Origin of the sequence: Asticcacaulis endophyticus (assembly GCF_014652575.1) — a bacterium.
Taxonomy (GTDB): domain Bacteria; phylum Pseudomonadota; class Alphaproteobacteria; order Caulobacterales; family Caulobacteraceae; genus Asticcacaulis; species Asticcacaulis endophyticus.
On record NZ_BMZB01000001.1, the window covers coordinates 937,841 to 954,204 of the forward strand.

At 56.1% G+C, this 16,364-nt stretch carries 10 protein-coding genes; 5 read left to right on the forward strand and 5 right to left on the reverse strand.

What is annotated here, in order from left to right:
* Positions 1–2 precede the first annotated feature (2 nt).
* Both IE102_RS04280 and IE102_RS04285 read left to right on the forward strand, forming a co-directional pair.
* A complete protein-coding gene (locus tag IE102_RS04280) occupies positions 3–443 on the forward strand; it encodes an SRPBCC domain-containing protein (protein WP_189485127.1) in 441 nt (146 codons plus the stop codon).
* A gap of 2 nt (positions 444–445) precedes the next feature.
* Positions 446–880 carry an iron-sulfur cluster assembly scaffold protein gene (locus IE102_RS04285; protein ID WP_189485128.1) on the forward strand — a complete coding sequence of 145 codons (435 nt, stop codon included), beginning with the start codon at positions 446–448 and terminating at the stop codon, positions 878–880.
* A gap of 23 nt (positions 881–903) precedes the next feature.
* Here IE102_RS04285 and fsa read toward each other — a convergent pair whose 3' ends face one another.
* On the reverse strand, positions 904–1,557 hold the full coding sequence (gene fsa / locus IE102_RS04290; RefSeq protein ID WP_189485129.1) for a fructose-6-phosphate aldolase: 654 nt from the start codon (positions 1,555–1,557) through the stop codon (positions 904–906).
* A gap of 195 nt (positions 1,558–1,752) precedes the next feature.
* On the opposite strand from fsa, the gene IE102_RS04295 reads away from it, so the two are divergent.
* Positions 1,753–2,544: an ABC transporter permease gene (locus IE102_RS04295; protein WP_189485130.1), complete on the forward strand. Its 792-nt coding sequence runs from the start codon at positions 1,753–1,755 to the stop codon at positions 2,542–2,544.
* Positions 2,545–2,559: 15 nt separating this feature from the next.
* On the opposite strand, the gene IE102_RS04300 is transcribed toward IE102_RS04295, so the two are convergent.
* Positions 2,560–3,816 carry a sulfotransferase family 2 domain-containing protein gene (locus tag IE102_RS04300; RefSeq protein ID WP_189485131.1) on the reverse strand — a complete coding sequence of 419 codons (1,257 nt, stop codon included), beginning with the start codon at positions 3,814–3,816 and terminating at the stop codon, positions 2,560–2,562.
* Between the two features lie 401 nt (positions 3,817–4,217).
* Between IE102_RS04300 and IE102_RS04305 the strand changes: the two genes are divergently transcribed.
* Positions 4,218–10,091 (forward strand): cadherin-like domain-containing protein, encoded by a 5,874-nt coding sequence (locus IE102_RS04305; RefSeq protein ID WP_189485132.1) that lies wholly within the window; start codon positions 4,218–4,220, stop codon positions 10,089–10,091.
* A 44-nt stretch (positions 10,092–10,135) separates the two neighbouring features.
* On the opposite strand, the gene IE102_RS04310 is transcribed toward IE102_RS04305, so the two are convergent.
* Positions 10,136–14,083 (reverse strand): cadherin-like domain-containing protein, encoded by a 3,948-nt coding sequence (locus IE102_RS04310; protein ID WP_189485133.1) that lies wholly within the window; start codon positions 14,081–14,083, stop codon positions 10,136–10,138.
* A 134-nt stretch (positions 14,084–14,217) separates the two neighbouring features.
* Between IE102_RS04310 and IE102_RS04315 the strand changes: the two genes are divergently transcribed.
* Complete coding sequence (locus IE102_RS04315; protein WP_189485134.1) at positions 14,218–14,577, forward strand: hypothetical protein; 360 nt, start codon at positions 14,218–14,220, stop codon at positions 14,575–14,577.
* A 13-nt stretch (positions 14,578–14,590) separates the two neighbouring features.
* Here IE102_RS04315 and IE102_RS04320 read toward each other — a convergent pair whose 3' ends face one another.
* Together IE102_RS04320 and IE102_RS04325 are read right to left on the reverse strand one after the other, a co-directional pair.
* The gene (locus tag IE102_RS04320; RefSeq protein WP_189485135.1) at positions 14,591–15,358 is read right to left on the reverse strand and encodes an ABC transporter ATP-binding protein; all 768 of its coding nucleotides are present in this window, start codon (positions 15,356–15,358) and stop codon (positions 14,591–14,593) included.
* Positions 15,359–15,393: 35 nt separating this feature from the next.
* The gene (locus tag IE102_RS04325) at positions 15,394–16,353 is read right to left on the reverse strand and encodes a GDP-L-fucose synthase family protein (RefSeq protein ID WP_189485136.1); all 960 of its coding nucleotides are present in this window, start codon (positions 16,351–16,353) and stop codon (positions 15,394–15,396) included.
* Between the last annotated feature and the right edge of the window lie 11 nt (positions 16,354–16,364).

The window sequence follows — 16,364 nt, forward strand, 5'->3', positions numbered from 1 at the left end:
CAGTGGCTGTTAAGGTTGAATATCGCATCGGCATCGCCGCTCCGGTCGATCACGTCTATGAGGTCATTGCCGACATCAACGCCTGGCCGCAGTGGTCACCGATCCATAAGCAAGCCACGGCAACCCTGAAATTCGGCGGTGCGTTCGAGGTGCTGGAGCATTACGAAGGGCTCGGCAACTGGGAGATTAAGGGCTTTATTGCCGATTGGTCGCCCCTGTCGCACATCCATGTCGGGGTGCCCAAACGCTTTTGGGAAGGCAGCCTGACCCGCTATTTCGAGATGGAAGAACTGTCGAAAACCGGCTCCAGCTTTGCGGTCGGTGCCCTGTTCGGCGGCTATTTTTCGGAACGCGAGGGCAAGCTTTACCGTCCGCATCTGCGCAAAGGCTTCGAAGCCATGGCCACGGCCTTGAAAACCCGCGTCGAAAGTAAAATATTATAGGTATGATCGACGAACTCTATTCCCGCGAAATCCTGAAACGCACCACGCAGCTTATGCACGTCGGGCGGCTCGACGCCCCCGATGGCACCGCCGAGCGCACCTCCAAACTGTGCGGCAGCCATATCGTTGTGGACGTAAAGATGGACGGCGATATGGTGTCGGATTTCGCGCATGACGTAGAGGCCTGCGCCCTGGGGCAGGCCAGTGCGGCCATCCTCAGCCAGCATGTGATTGGGGCGACTGTTGCCGAAATCACCGCCGCCCGCGATGCGCTCAAGGCCATGCTCAAAGGCGATGAGGTCGTATTTCCTGACCGCTTTGCTGATCTGGTGATCCTGAAATCGGTCAAGGATTTCCCGGCCCGCCACACCTCAACCCAACTGGCCTTTGAAGCGACGGTTTCCGCGATTAATGAGGTCAAAAATAAAGCCGCCTGATCGTCTCAGGCGGCTTTATAATTCTACAAAATCGACTGACCCGTCGAGGCCCAGTCCTTCATAAAGGCATCCAGGCCCTTATCGGTCAGCGGATGCTTGAACAGCTCCATAAACACCGACGGCGGCAAGGTCGCACAATCCGCACCGGCCAGAGCCGCATCAGCCACATGCTTGGAATTGCGCACGGACGCGGCCAGAATCTCGGTGTCAAACTCGTGCATGTCATAAAGCTGACGGATATCGTGGATCAGGCCCATGCCATCGGCGCCGTGGTCATCCAGACGGCCGATGAACGGCGACACAAAGGTCGCGCCCGCCTTGGCGGCCAGCATGGCCTGCGAGACCGAAAAACACAGCGTCACATTGGTCATCAGCCCTTGCGCCGACAATTCCTTGGTGGCCTTCAGGCCTTCAACCGTCAGCGGCACCTTGACCACGACGTTGGTGGCGATCTTGGCCAGCTTTTCGCCCTCTAAGATCATGTTCTTAGCGTCGGTAGATACCACTTCGGCTGAGATCGGGCCGGGCACCAGGTCGCAGATTTCCTTGATGACCTCAAACATATTGCGGCCGGACTTGGCGATAATGGTCGGGTTGGTCGTGACCCCGTCGATCAGACCGGTTTCCATAAGTTCAGCCAGCACTTTGGTGTCGGCGGTATCAGCGAATAATTGCATTATCTGGGCTCCTGAATTCCCTTGGGCGTATATAGGTTCCCGCCTGAACTTCCAAGCGCTTTTGGCTTGAAAAGCGGCCCCCAACACGGTTAAAGGGACTGGCATTTTGCCGGGAAACGCTCTAATAAGACCGTGCCGGGCCGCAATTACGGCGTCTTTTAACTATGATTTCCGTTATATTTTAAGGTGATTTAGATGGGCATGATGAAGTCGGCGATTACCGATATAAAGTCCTCCATCGACAGATTCGATCTGATCTGGGCTCTGGTGGTTGACGATCTGAAGCAGCGTTACCGCCGCACCGTGCTGGGCCCGTTTTGGGTAGTTATCGGCATTGGTTTATGGGTGTCTATGACCGGTTTCGTCGGCATGGCTCTGTTTAACGCGGACCTCAAGGACTATTTCACCCAGGTCGCCGTCGGCATGGTGCTGTGGATTTTTCTGGTAGGCCTGCTTAACGAAGGGGTCACGCTCCTGCAATCAAACGGCAGTTTTATTCTTAATACCAACATGCCGTTAAGCCTTTATATCATAAGGGCTTTGCTGAAGAATGTTGCTCTTTTCCTGCACTATCTGGTCATACCGGCAATCGTGATCGTAGCGCTCGGCGTCAGCTTTACGCCGCAGGTGCTGTTGGCGATTCCGTTTTTCATGCTGTACGCGTTCAGCGGCCTGTGTCTTGTGACTATTCTATGCTTTTTGTGCACGCGCTTTCGCGATTTGCAGCAGGCCGTAACAGCATTGCTTCAGATCGTCCCGATCGTCACGCCGATCTTATGGAGCCGGGAGTTTTTACCGGACGACAAAAAATGGATCGCAGACGTTAACCCGCTGTATCACTATATTCACGTCATTAAGGCGTCCCTGATCGGTCAGCCTATTGAAGCCCTGAGCGTCACGGTGGTTGTGACCTCGACCGTCGTTCTGGCGTTTATCGCATTTACGGTATTCACGCTGTGCGGCCGCAAGTCGGTTTACTGGCTCTAAGGTGCGATCGGCTTTTTAGTAAACCCAGCGGCTAAGGTTAAGAATCGAATCGGGCTGATATTCAGGCAGCGGCCCAACCTCAAATTCAGATATTTCCAACCCCAGGATACGATCGTCGCCTGAGTTTTTCGACTTTTGACTAAAGCCGTAATGGATGGCGATATCCAGACGCGCCGTCGAATGATCAAGCTGATCTGGTGTGGCCCACGCCTCAACGATAAAGCCATTGTTATTGATCGGCGTGATGTTGACGCCGGTTTTAACACCATCGACCATGAGGTAGAGCGCGTTAACCTGTTCCGGATGCATGAAATCGGCAACATGCAGGCGCATAAACAGGCCGTCGCTTTTGTCAATCATAAGGGACAGGGCGGACGAGTCTCCCGGCCCGGTCCAGCGGGAAATCTTGTGGCCATTGCGTTCACACACATGCCAGCCGTCGCCGCTTAGGTAGTCTTCACCCGAAAGTATATATCCGCGAGGGGGTGTGAGGTACTCAGCCTTTGGCGGTGCGGGCACCCAGGGGAGTTCGGCTGTTTTTTCGAGCGCGCGGTTATAGATCTGCATATCAAGCTGCACATAGGGCAGCAATAATTCGCGGTCTTCGTCTGTGCAGCGCGATTTGGCCGGGTTCACATTGTGAGCTTGAAGTGACTGCGGCGGCTGTACGCCCATCACGGCGCACATATGCTGAAAATGCGCGTCAAAGGACTCTACGATGCCGATGAAATCCATTTTCTCAAAATTGCTGAGCGCAATTTCCAGTGCGCGCGATTCCAGCGCATTAAGTCCGGCTGACTTTGACTGCAGCCACAACGGTCGTGCCGACGGGTCGGAGAACTGGAAATAAGCCGTTATGCCGTTGAAAATATTCTGATATCCGAGATCGAGGCCGGCGTTCAGATAGGCGGCTATGCCGTCTTTAGCTGCATCCCGCAGGGTGCGAAGCTTTTCGTTGCTGGCTTCTTCGTCGGTCCAGCGGGAAATCATATTGATTTGTGAGGCCGCCCGGTCAACCGGATCACGGAGCCAGGTCAGGTTCAGCGTATTGCCGAGGGCGGCATTCCAGTCCGTCATGCCGGAGGGGTCGTGAATAAAACGGGCTCTGATAACCGGATCAAGCTGGCGCAATTTGCGCAGGCCGAAATCATTGGTCGGAAAATCTTCCAGCCGCAGACAAAAATCGCTTTTTGTCATGGACAACAGATAGTTCAGGATGGTGGTCCCGGCACATTTGTTGATGTGGTAAAAAGCGGTTCTAAGCTTGGGCACTGTGCTCTGTCTCTCAATGAAGCCGCGGACTATCCGTGTGGACCCGTGGGCGGTAAATTGAAACCGGATGAGAAAATAAATTAACCGGCTGTAGTGAGGGCTGTCATAAATCCATAAACCGATAGGTCTGCGCTGTCTAGGCTATAACGGTTTCGGGTTAGGGGGTGAGTGGGTTTTGATTGAATATTGTTTTCTTTGGTTATTTTTGTATAAATTTGAATAAAATAAGGTATACAAAATAATCCATCTTCACGAAAAGGTTGCATTCATGGCTAGTGGCCCTGTATAAATGCAATAAGAAGATCTTAGTTTGTGGTATTTTAAGGCCGCTTTTTGTGGGTGTCTGGTGCTGAGGCCACCCCAGGGTTAAGCGGTAATAAGATAATTGTGGGGGGCTTTATATGGCATTCATCGATATCAACGGGACCGATGTGGCGGGCGACCAAAGCACGACAGTCAGTGTTGGCGTGGGCGGCTCTGTTCAGGGCAATGTGGCCACAACGTCCGACTCTGATTGGTATAAAATTGATCTCGTCGCCGGGCAGAGCTATTTCTTCTCACTGGATAGTGCCGAGGCCTCTGGCCTTGCAGATGCCTACCTCAAGCTCTACGGGCCATTCAATTCTTTGGTTGCCGGGAATAATGATGCCGGTGCCGGCAACAATGCCTTCATAAGTTTTACCGCGACCATGAGCGGCAGTTATTATCTGGCGGCCTCTGGCTATGCAGGGACTACCGGCAGCTATGTGCTGAAAGCCGCAGCCGCACCTGCAGATACGATTGCCGGTGACCGCACCACGACGGCAACCATGATGGTGGGGCAGACCCTGACGGGGCTTGCCAATACATCAACCGACAGCGACTGGTATGCCATCCAGTTGACAGCGGGCGTAAGCTACATCTTTACGCTAAGCGGTACGGACGGTGCTGACTATGGCGGCATGGATTTCGGCGGGCTCAATATATTGACCGGGCCTGGTGCCTATATGGCTTCGGGCAGTTATGCCCCTGAGTATGCCACGACGGTCTATTCGCCGGTGGCCAATCTGACGACCGTCACCTTTACGCCGACAACAACTGACACCTATTATATCATGGCGACGGCAGCGGGCGGTCAGTATAATCCGGTCGACCGCTATGCTGGTGGTTATACCCTTACGGCCAATGTGCTGCCCGCCGATATTGACGCGCAGGGGGCCGTGACGCTTACAGCGGGTCAGTCGGTCTCAAGCCGTTTTGAAACCACGACGGATGTTGACACTTTCAGTGTAAGCCTGCTCGCCGGACAGACCTATAGCTTTTACATACTGCCGACGGGAAATGATCCGGTCAGCAGCAGTGAACTGCTCATCTACCCGCCGTCCGGCACGCGCCTGTCCTCCAGCGGCGATCTTTATAATGATAATCTGGCTGAAATTACCTTTCAGGCGACGCAGACCGGCGTTTATCAGGTGGCCGCAAAAGGGTGGGGCGGCAGCTATACGCTCCATTCCGCTCAACTCGCCAACTTGCCCGCCAATACAACCACGCCTCAAGCCATTGCCGTCGGGGGCGACGATTATTACGGTTATCTGTCGTCGTCGACTGACCATGACTGGGTAGCCGTCGATCTGGTAGCTGGCCAATCCTATATTTTTAACATGGATGCGGTATCGCGCTTCATTGACCCGCAATTGAGTCTGGTTAACGCTGCGGGGGTAGTGCTGGCGACGAATAATGATGTCCGCGATTATGTCAAAGACGCGCAGATCGTCTACACAGCCACGCAAACCGGCAGATATTATCTTGATGCCGGTGCCTTCAGTAATTCGGGCGGGACGTACCTGCTCAGTGCGGCGCGGACGAGCGATGGCGCGGGCCAGACCACTCAAACTGCCGCAGGCATGTCCATCGGGCAAATGGTAACGGCGGCTCTGGATCATGTCGGCGATCAGGACTGGTACGCGGTGACGCTGGCTGAAGGGGCGACCTACAGTTTTGACCTCTATACCACCGGCCCGGATGCCATCAATTATCCGCGGCTTATTATGAAGTCAGCAGATGGCACGATTGTGGGCGGGGGAAGCGTTTCTGCTGCCGAGATACATACGCGCTTCACGGCTACGGCTGGCGGTACCTATTATATCAGCGTCGAGTCAAACGCTGATGCGTCAACGGGCGGATACCGGCTATTGTCTGCTCTGATCGATGACATTGCCAGTAATAATACCACCCGCGGCGTCATTGGGGTTGGCCAGACGATCAACGGTACCATAGACTTCGCGTCCGAGTATAACATTAGTAATGTCGCGGACAGTGACTGGTATGGGATCGATCTGGTCGCTGGTCAAAGCTATATCTTTAAGCTGGATAAGGCCGCCAGCGGTCTGGCTCTGGACCCGTTTCTGACCTTATACGACAGCGAAGGCAACTACCTGTCCTCTAACGATAATGGTGCCCCGACCTATTATTATGAGGCCGGCGGCAATGCGTTCCTGCAGTTTATCGCCAGCGCCACGGACACCTATTATCTGGCGGCGCGCGGGGCGGGCTCGCAAATGACCGGTGGTTATACGCTGAGTGCGCAGACCACGAATGATATTTTCGATTCCACACAAACCCATACCGCTCTGACGATCGGGGGCAGTCTGGAAAGCACGCTTGATACCGCGACAGACCGCGATTGGGTGCGCTTGAACCTGGCGGAAGGTCAGAGTTATGTGTTTAGTGCCGATCCGCAGGCCGGTTCCGGCCTTACGGATCTCAGGCTTGAACTTTATGACGGCTCCGGCAATATCATAAGAACGGCCATTCTCGGCCCGACCGAAGATGGCGCCGCCATGCGCTATACGGCCTCGCATTCTGGCACCTATCCCGGCACGTTTTATCTGGCCGTATCGAGCCGTAGCGGCGATACCGGCGGATATAATCTTCGCACCATGGCCGCGGCGCCCCAAAACCCGCTCGATACCATTGATGGCGACACTCAGGTCGCGGGTACGCAAGTTAAGGTCTATTTCGCCGGAGCCAATGAAAGCTTTAGTGGCGAAGCTGGCAATGTACCCTGGCGCGGCTCCGATATCGACGGGTTCATGGCGGCGGCCGGGACCTGGTCGGACTATGCCAATATAGGCTTTACGCGGGTTCTTAACGCGCAGGATGCTGATCTTGTGGTGATGCTGGACTCAAGCCCCGGTGAAGCCACGCGGATCGAAGGGGTGGGCAGCGCACCTGATGTCGTGGTGATGAATTCGGCAAGTCTTGGCTATGGGGTTCAGGCCGGAACATCCGCCTACTGGGCGTTCCTGCAAGCCTCCGGTCTGGCGCTGGGCCTGAAACAAACCTATGTCTGGACACCAACGGGTGAGGCCATGGAAGGTGTGCCGGGGGCTGGTGCCTATTCGGGTACGGCGGCTCTGAACAACCCGTACTACACGGTCATGAGCTATTATCAGCAGCTTGCGGGGTCAAATTCAGGCGCGCCGGTAACGCCCATGGCGCTGGATATTGCGCTGCTCCAGCAAAAATATGGGGCGGTGGCCCATAATGCCACGGACACCACCTACACGATTGAAGCCTTACTCTCAGGTTCGGCTACCTATGTAGGCATATGGGATACCGGCGGCATCGATACCATCAGCTATTCAGGCGTGGGCCCGATCACGATCGATCTGCGTCCGGCCAGCCTGACCAATACCGCCGGAGGCGGCGGATATATTTCAGGCCCTTACAATGGGTACTCGGCGCTCGTAGGCTACACTATCGCTAACGGGACGGTGATTGAAAACGCCACCGGCGGCGTGTCGGGTGATACCCTGACCGGCAATGACGCCAACAATATTCTGACTGGCAATGCCGGCGATGATACCTTACAGGGCGGCAAGGGCGATGACACCCTCTCCGGCGGAGACGGTGCCGATACGGTTTCCTACTCTGACTCGGCTGTGGGCGTAACCGTCGACCTGTCTCTGACCACGGCGCAAAACACCGGCAATGGTACTGACGCGCTCAGCAGCATTGAGCGGTTTGTCGGCTCGTCACATGATGATGCATTGCGCTTGAATAACGCCGACAACCGGGCCAATGGCGGGGCTGGCAATGATACTCTGGTGTTGACGGGCAACTATGCCGATTACGCCATTACCGAACAGTACAGCGCCTATGGGCGTGCGTTCGCTTTTGTCAGTTCCACTGGTGGGACGGATTACATTGATGCCTTTGAGGTGTTCCAGTTTGCGGATCGCACCCTGACGGCCGCCCAGCTTATAAACACCAAGCCTCAGCTTCAGGGCGATTTCGGCGCGATCATGCTCGAAAATAGCGGCTATGTCCTGACGACTGAGGATATCCGCTTTGTTGACGAAGACAGCGCCTATCTGACCTATACCGTCACCAGCCTTACGCACGGTGCCGTCTATGTGAATGGCGTGGCCAGCAGCAATTTCACCAGCGATCAACTGGCCGCCGGGCTGGTCAGCTTCAGGCATGATGGACATACCGATCCCACCGCCTATTTCAGCTTTACGGCCTTTGACGGCATAACCTATGCCGACTCCTATCCCGGCTCGATGAACTTTGTGGTCATCCATGCGCCGGGCGTGGTTTTCAATGGCACGGCGGGCGATGATTACATTGTGACATCCGGCGCCAAGGATTTCATAAATGGCGGCGCTGGCAACGATATAATTGATGGCCGCGACGGTGCGGATACGATTTACGGTGGTGCCGGGAACGACCTGATCTATCTTTATTTTGACAATGTCGGCTTTGATGGTGGAGACGGCATTGATACCATTACCTATGAGCGCATGACCCGTGGGGTCTATACCTATAGTCTGGGGCCCAACAATGAAAACGTGATTGGTACACGTTTTGATGACACGCTGGTGGGCAGCTTTGCTGACAATGTTATTGATGGCGGTCAGGGTGCCGATAACATGACCGGCGGATATGGCAGTGACACCTATATCGTCGATAATGGGGGCGACGTCATTGTCGAAAATGATGAAAATGGCGACGACACGGTCAATGCCTATGTCAGCTACCGCCTGTCCGAAAATATTGAAATCCTCAATCTGATCGGCAGTCAGGCTGTGGTAGGGATTGGCAATCGCAGCCATAATATCATCACCGGCAATGCCGCAGATAATGAACTCAATGGTCTCTCTGGCAATGACCAGCTCTATGGGGGCGATGGCCGGGACAAGCTCTATGGGGGTCAGGGCAATGATCTGCTGATTGGCGGCCACGGCGACGACACGCTTTATGGAGAGACCGGCCGCGATACGCTATTTGGGGAGGTCGGCAACGACACCCTGATGGGGGGCGCGGGCGATGACATTCTGCTGGGGCAGGACGGTAACGACACCCTGTTTGGTGAGTCCGGGCATGATACGCTGGTGGGCGGCACCGGGGATGATCTGCTTTACGGGCAGGAAGGTTTTGACACGCTTACGGGTGATGACGGCACCGACCGGCTTTTTGGCGGGGCGGATGATGATCGCCTGATTGGCGGGTTCGGTGATGACCAGCTTTATGGCGAAGACGGCCATGACACTCTGTTCGGGGAGTTTGGCAACGATACCCTGATCGGCGGGCTGGGTGATGATATCTTGCTGGGTCAGGACGGTGCCGATGTGCTGTTCGGGGAGTTGGGCAACGACACCCTGGTCGGCGGCAGTGGCAACGATCTGCAGTACGGTCAGGCGGGCTTTGATACCTTGAGCGGTGAAGACGGCGACGACGGCCTTTACGGCGGTGCTGACGATGATCGCCTGATCGGTGGCCATGGTCGCGACAGCCTGTACGGCGAAGATGGCCACGATGCCCTGTTTGGTGAATTTGGCGACGATACCCTAAGTGGCGGTGCGGGCAATGATGCGCTTTATGGTCAGGCAGGGGTTGATACCCTGCTGGGCGGTGACGGCAATGATTTCCTGTCGGGCGGCGCTGAGGGCGACTGGCTGACCGGTGGGGCTGGGGCGGATATGTTCCAGTTCGACTCGCCGTTGATGCCGGCTGATTTCATCACCGATTTCAACCGGGCCGAAGGCGACCGTTTTATCATCAATGGTTCAAGCTTTAGCGCGCCGGCGGGTTTCCAGTTGACCCAGGGTGTGGGCTTCCTGTCGGGGGCGGGCGTTATGCCGGTGGCCGCGACTGCGAGCTTTTACTTCGATACCCAGACGCGGGCATTATGGTTTGATTCCGACGGAACCGGTGCGGGCAATGCGCATGTGATTGCCTTCTTGCTCAATACCCCGACGCTTGCGGCCTCGGATTTTCTGATCGTATAGGCAAAATAAAATGGCGGTCATTATCAATGACCGCCATTTGCTTGTTAATAGATCAGAAAATCCGAAGCGACCAGATCCGTTATACCCGACAGGGTCGCCAGTTCCGTGGCTGGCGTTGGGTTGACCCCGTCAGGATCATAATAGAGCTTAAAGGTCGTTGTATTCAGATACACCGTGGCACCCGGTGTCTGAGGGGCGGGGGCTGCGCCCACAAACAAGTTCTGACCTACGACTAATCCGGTAGTGCCAAAGTAATATCCGCTAAGGACGATCTTGTCGCCTTCGGCGCGATTGAAGTCGCTTATGGTCGAATAGGCATTTATGCCGGGCTGCAGGTAAAAGTTGTCCGCGCCTGTGCCGCCGGTCAGGTAATCTACACCGCCACCGCCCAGCAGCATATCGTTGCCGCCTTCGCCCAGAAGCACATCATTGCCAGCTTCTCCGCGCAGGTAGTCCGTTTGGTCACCGCCCACGAGGATGTCGTTGCCATTGCCGCCGTAGATACTATCTACGCCAACCTGACCATAGAGGACATCGTCGCCGTCATTGCCGAGAATATAGTCATCGCCGTCTTCGCCAAAGACCGTGTCATTGCCAGTACCACCGAAAATACCGTCACTGCCTGCGCCGCCGATAAAGGTCTCATGGCCGCTGCCGCCGTTCATAATGTCGCCACCGGCCCCGCCCATGAAGGTGGAATTGCCGGAACCTCCCCAGAAGGTATCCACCCCGTCGCCGCCATCAAGCGTGGAGACGCCCGCGCCGCTGCGTAAGGTATCGTCGCCGCCTTCGCCCATCAATGTGTTGAGGCCCGCATAATCGATCAGCTCGTCATTGCCCGCGCCGCCGATCAGGACGTCATCGCCCTCATCGCCATAAAGGGTATCATTGCCGTCCTGACCATAGAGCGCATCATTGCCGAGACCACCTGACAGCAGATCGTTGCCCATTTCGCCAAATATAGCGTCGTTGCCATCCTGCCCGTAAAGCTGGTCATCGCCGGTGCCGCCTTCGAGACGGTCATTGCCCGCCTCGGCAAACAGGAGGTCATGGCCGTCCTGACCATAAAGCCAGTCGTCGCCATCACCGCCTTCGAGGGTGTCATTGCCGAATTCGCCGTACAGCCGATCCGCACCGGCCTGTCCATAAAGGCGGTCATCGCCATGGCCGCCGACCAGCAGATCATCCCCGAATTCGCCGTACAACAGGTCGGCGTCGTCTTGCCCATAAAGGCGGTCATCGCCGTGGCCACCAACCAGCAGATCCTCACCGGTTTCGCCGAACAGGGCATCAATATTGTCCTGCCCATAGAGGCGGTCATTGCCAGCGCCCCCCACCAGAGTGTCTTCGCCGCCCTCCCCGAACAGGGCGTCAACACCGGCCTGCCCATAAAGGGTATCATTGCCAAAGCCGCCGACTAAGGTGTCATGTCCGGCCTCGCCATAGAGGACATCGTTATCATCTTCGCCGTACAGGGTGTCATTGCCCGTGCCGCCAAACAGGGTGTCATTGCCGCGTTTGCCGTTTAAGGTGTCATTGCCACCCCACCCGTTAAGGCTATCTGTGGCGCTGGTGCCGATCAGGTTGTCCGCAGGCCCGCCCGGTATCTGGGTGAGCGTCAGATTAGCCACCGTTGACGCGGCCTGACCATCAAAGGCGGTGACATTGAAACCCGCCGAGGTATCGCCTGATCCGTCGTGCTGGAACGTCACCCTGCCCGCGGCGACATCGGCGTTGCTGAAGCTTGCCGCCAAGGCGCCATTGAGCAGAATGACGCCGTTCAACAGGTTGCTGACGCGGAACGTGGTCGTGGTATCGTCATAGTCGCTGAAAGACAGGTCGTTCAGGGTCAGGGTGGTCGACATATTTTCGACCACCGTGCCGATCAGGTCGCCCGCTATTACCGGAGCCTGATTCATAGCCAGGGCCATGGTCCATGTACCATCGGCGAATTGCACATACTCGATGCCATCGATGGTATCTGTGAAGCCATCGGCGCCGGTTACGGTATAGCCCGCTCCGGATGCGACGAAGGTGTAGGATTTGCGATTACCTTCCAGAATCAGCGTGTCCGTACCCGCGCCGCCCTGTACCGTATCGCGGCCGGCACCGCCTTGCAGCGTATCATCACCGTCGCCGCCCTGAAGCGTGTCGTCGCCTGTGCCACCGCGCAGGGTGTCATTGCCCCCGTCGCCACTCAGGAAATCGTTGCCGTCATCCCCCAGCAGCGTGTCATGACCATTCAGGCCATAAAGACTGTCGTTGCCGCCCTTGCCGGTCAGGACGTTGTCATAGCCATTGCCGGTGAGGGTATCGTTATATTGCTCGCCCGTGGCATTTTCGATGATGACGCCGTAACCGATGGTAAAGCCCGCCGGTACTATGGGGTTCGAGGACACATATCCGCCGCCGCCCGCATCATATTGCAGGGTCGCTGAGCGCAGATCGATAGTCACCGCCCCGATAAGCGCCTGAATGGTGTCGATGCCGCCCGTATCCCAGATCGCCTGAAATGACGCCCCAAGATTGGAGTAGGCCGGTACGACATAGACCGTATCCCCAGCATTATGGCTGGTGTTGGCACCATATAGCGACTGAAGGGCACCGATATCGAGCGCCATCGGCGTGGCCTGATAGCCATAGTTTGTGAGGTCGTAAGGGTAGTAATGCTGCGACGGCCTGCCGTCGTTATAGCTCATGGTCGTAAAGACGCCCTGATTGAGATTATAACGGCCGTAGCTGCCAAAAGCGGAGGTTACGCCCTGCATGATGGTGGAAGTGCCGCCGTTATCATGCGGGTGGGCCAGACCCAGGCCGTGCCCGATCTCGTGCACGAGGGTCGCAAACCCAAGGCCCCCGGCTTCCAGCCCGCCATTACCGCCTTCATCCCAGCCACTGCCATTGCGGTCGAAAACAGCCAGACCGGCATTTTCAGTTCCCGGCGGGTTGAAATAGCCTAACGTGCCGTCTTCATCGAGGTTGGTTGAAACCACAAAGCGGAAATCGGCATCTGCGGCATTGGTGGTCTGGCGAAATCTGATGTTGGCAACATTGGCGTAGGTGCCAAGGGCCGCCATAACCCGCCCGATTTCGTAAGTGTTCCATTCAAGTGCCGTGAGCGTTTCGTGCACTTCACCGGCGGCGGCAAAATAGACATCTATGTAGCCATCGGAGGGGGTGATCTTTGTGCCCCACAAAATGGAGTCGACGGGCTGAGGTGCCGGTCCGGTGGCTGCCGTAATTGTGTAGCCGCCGCGGCCGGTGGAATCGAACTGTTCTGCGGACAGGTAATATCGGCCGGTCGTTTCCGCGGTAAAGTGCAGCACTGAATTGGTGCCATCGCCGCCGTCGTCGTCCATGCCGATGGCTAACCCGGATGCACTACGGATCTGAAGAAAGGGATCGCTGATGGGGGATGCGCCCGACCCGGTCAGGGTGAACTGATAGGATTGCCCGGCAACCAGATCGATGTAGAAATAATCTAAGTCCCCGGCGCTATCTATCGTCGAGCTTTGTGATCCGCCAAGGCTTAGTCCCACATTGGTTGCGATATTACCGGGAACGGTGTCCGTGGTGGGGGTATATCCTTCGGATACCGTCAGGCTGAATTGCCCGGTCGATCCGCCATAGCTGGCGGCGGATATGAACATAGTTCCGCTTGAAGAGGCCGTGTAAGTTAAGAACGAGTCCGTACTGAAAAGTGAGCGGTCGTCATTGGTGGCAATGACAAAGCCGGAACTGCTGTGGAGGGACAAAATAGTGTCAAGCGCTGACGACGATCCTGTTGCCGACAAGGAAATTTCGTAAGTCTGGCCGGCGGTGAAATTTATTTTGTACCAGTCGGCATCTGTGGTTGAATCGATTTCGCCACTGGTCGTGGTGCCGGGGGTTACCGTGCTGTTTGTCAGGCGGTCGCCGCCGACATTATCAACGCCCGCGATCGGATTGGGCTTTGAGCGCGATATTTCCAGATCTGATTTCGTTGCCGACATAATGTAGCCCCCCTGATACTATACATAAATCCAATAATCTGGATCATGCCGGGGTTCAACGATCATTTGTGGTTAATATTGCTGCGGGGCATTATAATCGCTAAAATAGAGTGGGGTATGCATGGGGAGTTTCAATGACCACGATAAATATGAAGTGGTGCGGCATTATGTTGCCTGCGGTTTTGGGGCTTTACGGCACCCTTGCCATGCCGGGATTCGCAGGCGCTTCACATCCAAAGGCTGCCTCTGTGGAACCTGAGACAAACGCCAGGCTGGGTAAAATGCAAGCTTCGCAGACCGACCCCCGTCAGTTTGACACTCTGGATGCCTATCTGGCCCATCTTAAGGTTATGGGGACACGCGGGCGGGCCTATTACCGTCCTGTCGGGGCTGATCTTTACGAGTATGTCCCACCGAGGGGGCGTGGCCCGCAACAGCCACCGCAGATGTTTACGCGGGCACAGCTCATGAGTAAGTTTGGCTTTGAGAGGTAGTGTTTGCCGGACTTTAAGCGGCGTGCCCGGAAATGTAGGAGCGGTCATTATAGAGCTGTATGCCCGTCTTGACATCGCCCAGAAAAGCCACCTTGCCGCGATTGAGCAAAAGCACCTTATTGCAGACGCTGTCGATCAGCTCCATGGAATGAGAAGACAGAACGATAATGTCCGTATTTCGGTAGATGCGGTCCATGCGGTCTCTGGCCTTACCGATGAAGTGCTGGTCACCGGCCAAAATACCTTCGTCAAGCACCAGAATATTCGGGTCAATGACGGTAGATACGGCAAAGCTGAGGCGCAGGATCATACCGGCAGAGTAGGCGCGCACCGGCATGTCGAAAAAGGCGCCCAGTTCCGCAAAGGCAATAATATCCACAATAATGGCATCAAGGTCTTTTTTGCGGGCCCCCAGGATCAGGGACATGATCACCGCATTTTCCCGGCCGGTCCGGTCGGGGTCTAGGCCCGCGCCGACATTGATCAGGCTGGCGAGGCTGCCCTTGGTGGTCACGCTGCCGCGTGAGGGCGGCAGGAAACCGGAAATGGCCCGCAGAAGCGTCGTCTTGCCCGCGCCATTTTCCCCGATGACGCCCAGACGATCCCCGGACTTCAGAGAAAAACTGACATTGGCCAGCGACTCGACAAAAATCGTGTCGGACTTGTTCTTGAGGATAGTGCCGCCCAGAAACAGATTGGCCACAGTCGACCGTATGTTGCGGGCGCTGACGCCATATACCGGGTAATCTATGGTCAAACCATTGACATCAATGCTCGCCATTACATCCTCACTTAAAAAAGTTCACCGCTAACCGACTAAACGCGAATAGTGGCAAGATTGGCGCGATACCAGTCGACCGTCTGCGAAATACCCTCAAACAGCGACGTTTCCGGACGCCACCCCAGAGATTTGATGCGTGATACGTCATAGCTGCGCTGTAGCTGACCCAGCGGCTTGGTCGTATCCCAGTGCAATTCGCCCTTAAACCCGGTCACGGCCTCAACGGTTTCAACCAAAGTCCGGATCGGCACAGCGTCACCGGTGGCTACGTTGTAGACGCCACTGCCCATGGCCGCCGCAAATACAAAGGCATTGGCCGCATCGCTTGAGAACAAAAAGTCGCGGGTCGGTGAGCCATCGCCCCACACATCGATCCGGTCGGTTGCGTTGATGACGCCCTGGCAGAAACGATGCACCAGAGAAGGGACAACGTGACCGCGAACCGGATCAAAGCGATCGTTGGGCCCGTAAAGATTGGTCAGTATCAGATAGGCGAAGTCCATGCCGTACTGAACCTTATAGGCCTCAAGCTGAGCCAGCATGCCGCGCTTGGCATGGGCATAGGCGGCCTCAGACCCGTGCGGCGCCCCCAACCAGAAATCATCTTCTTTCATGGGCAAGGTGGCCAGATCCGAATAGATCGCGGTCGTGCCGGCGGCGACGAATTTGCGCACCCCACTAAGGCGGGCGGCTTCGATGACATTGATGTTCATCGAGGCGTTTTCGAAATAGGACAGGCCGCAGAAATCCATATTGCCCTGCACGCCATAGACGCGTCCGGCCAGATGGAACACCATGGTCGGCTTGACCCGTTCGAAATAGGCTTCGACCTGAGCGCGATCCAAAAGGTCGCAGTCGTCACGGGTGGGGAAAAAGCTTTCAGCCTGCGTCAATTGAGACAGACGTGCCTTGACCGCCGTGCCCAGCACGCCGCCCGATCCGGTAACAACAATTCGCTCACCGGACAGGTCCGGCGTTAACAGGGGAGACGACATGGTGATACCTT

Bases quoted from the DNA above. Each gene is read 5' to 3' on its own strand.
- IE102_RS04285 (WP_189485128.1), top strand. From the start codon at position 446: ATGATCGACGAACTCTATTCCCGCGAAATCCTGAAACGCACCACGCAG.
- fsa (WP_189485129.1), bottom strand. From the start codon at position 1,557: ATGCAATTATTCGCTGATACCGCCGACACCAAAGTGCTGGCTGAACTT.
- IE102_RS04295 (WP_189485130.1), top strand. From the start codon at position 1,753: ATGGGCATGATGAAGTCGGCGATTACCGATATAAAGTCCTCCATCGAC.
- IE102_RS04305 (WP_189485132.1), top strand. From the start codon at position 4,218: ATGGCATTCATCGATATCAACGGGACCGATGTGGCGGGCGACCAAAGC.
- IE102_RS04310 (WP_189485133.1), bottom strand. From the start codon at position 14,083: ATGTCGGCAACGAAATCAGATCTGGAAATATCGCGCTCAAAGCCCAAT.
- IE102_RS04315 (WP_189485134.1), top strand. From the start codon at position 14,218: ATGACCACGATAAATATGAAGTGGTGCGGCATTATGTTGCCTGCGGTT.
- IE102_RS04320 (WP_189485135.1), bottom strand. From the start codon at position 15,358: ATGGCGAGCATTGATGTCAATGGTTTGACCATAGATTACCCGGTATAT.
- IE102_RS04325 (WP_189485136.1), bottom strand. From the start codon at position 16,353: ATGTCGTCTCCCCTGTTAACGCCGGACCTGTCCGGTGAGCGAATTGTT.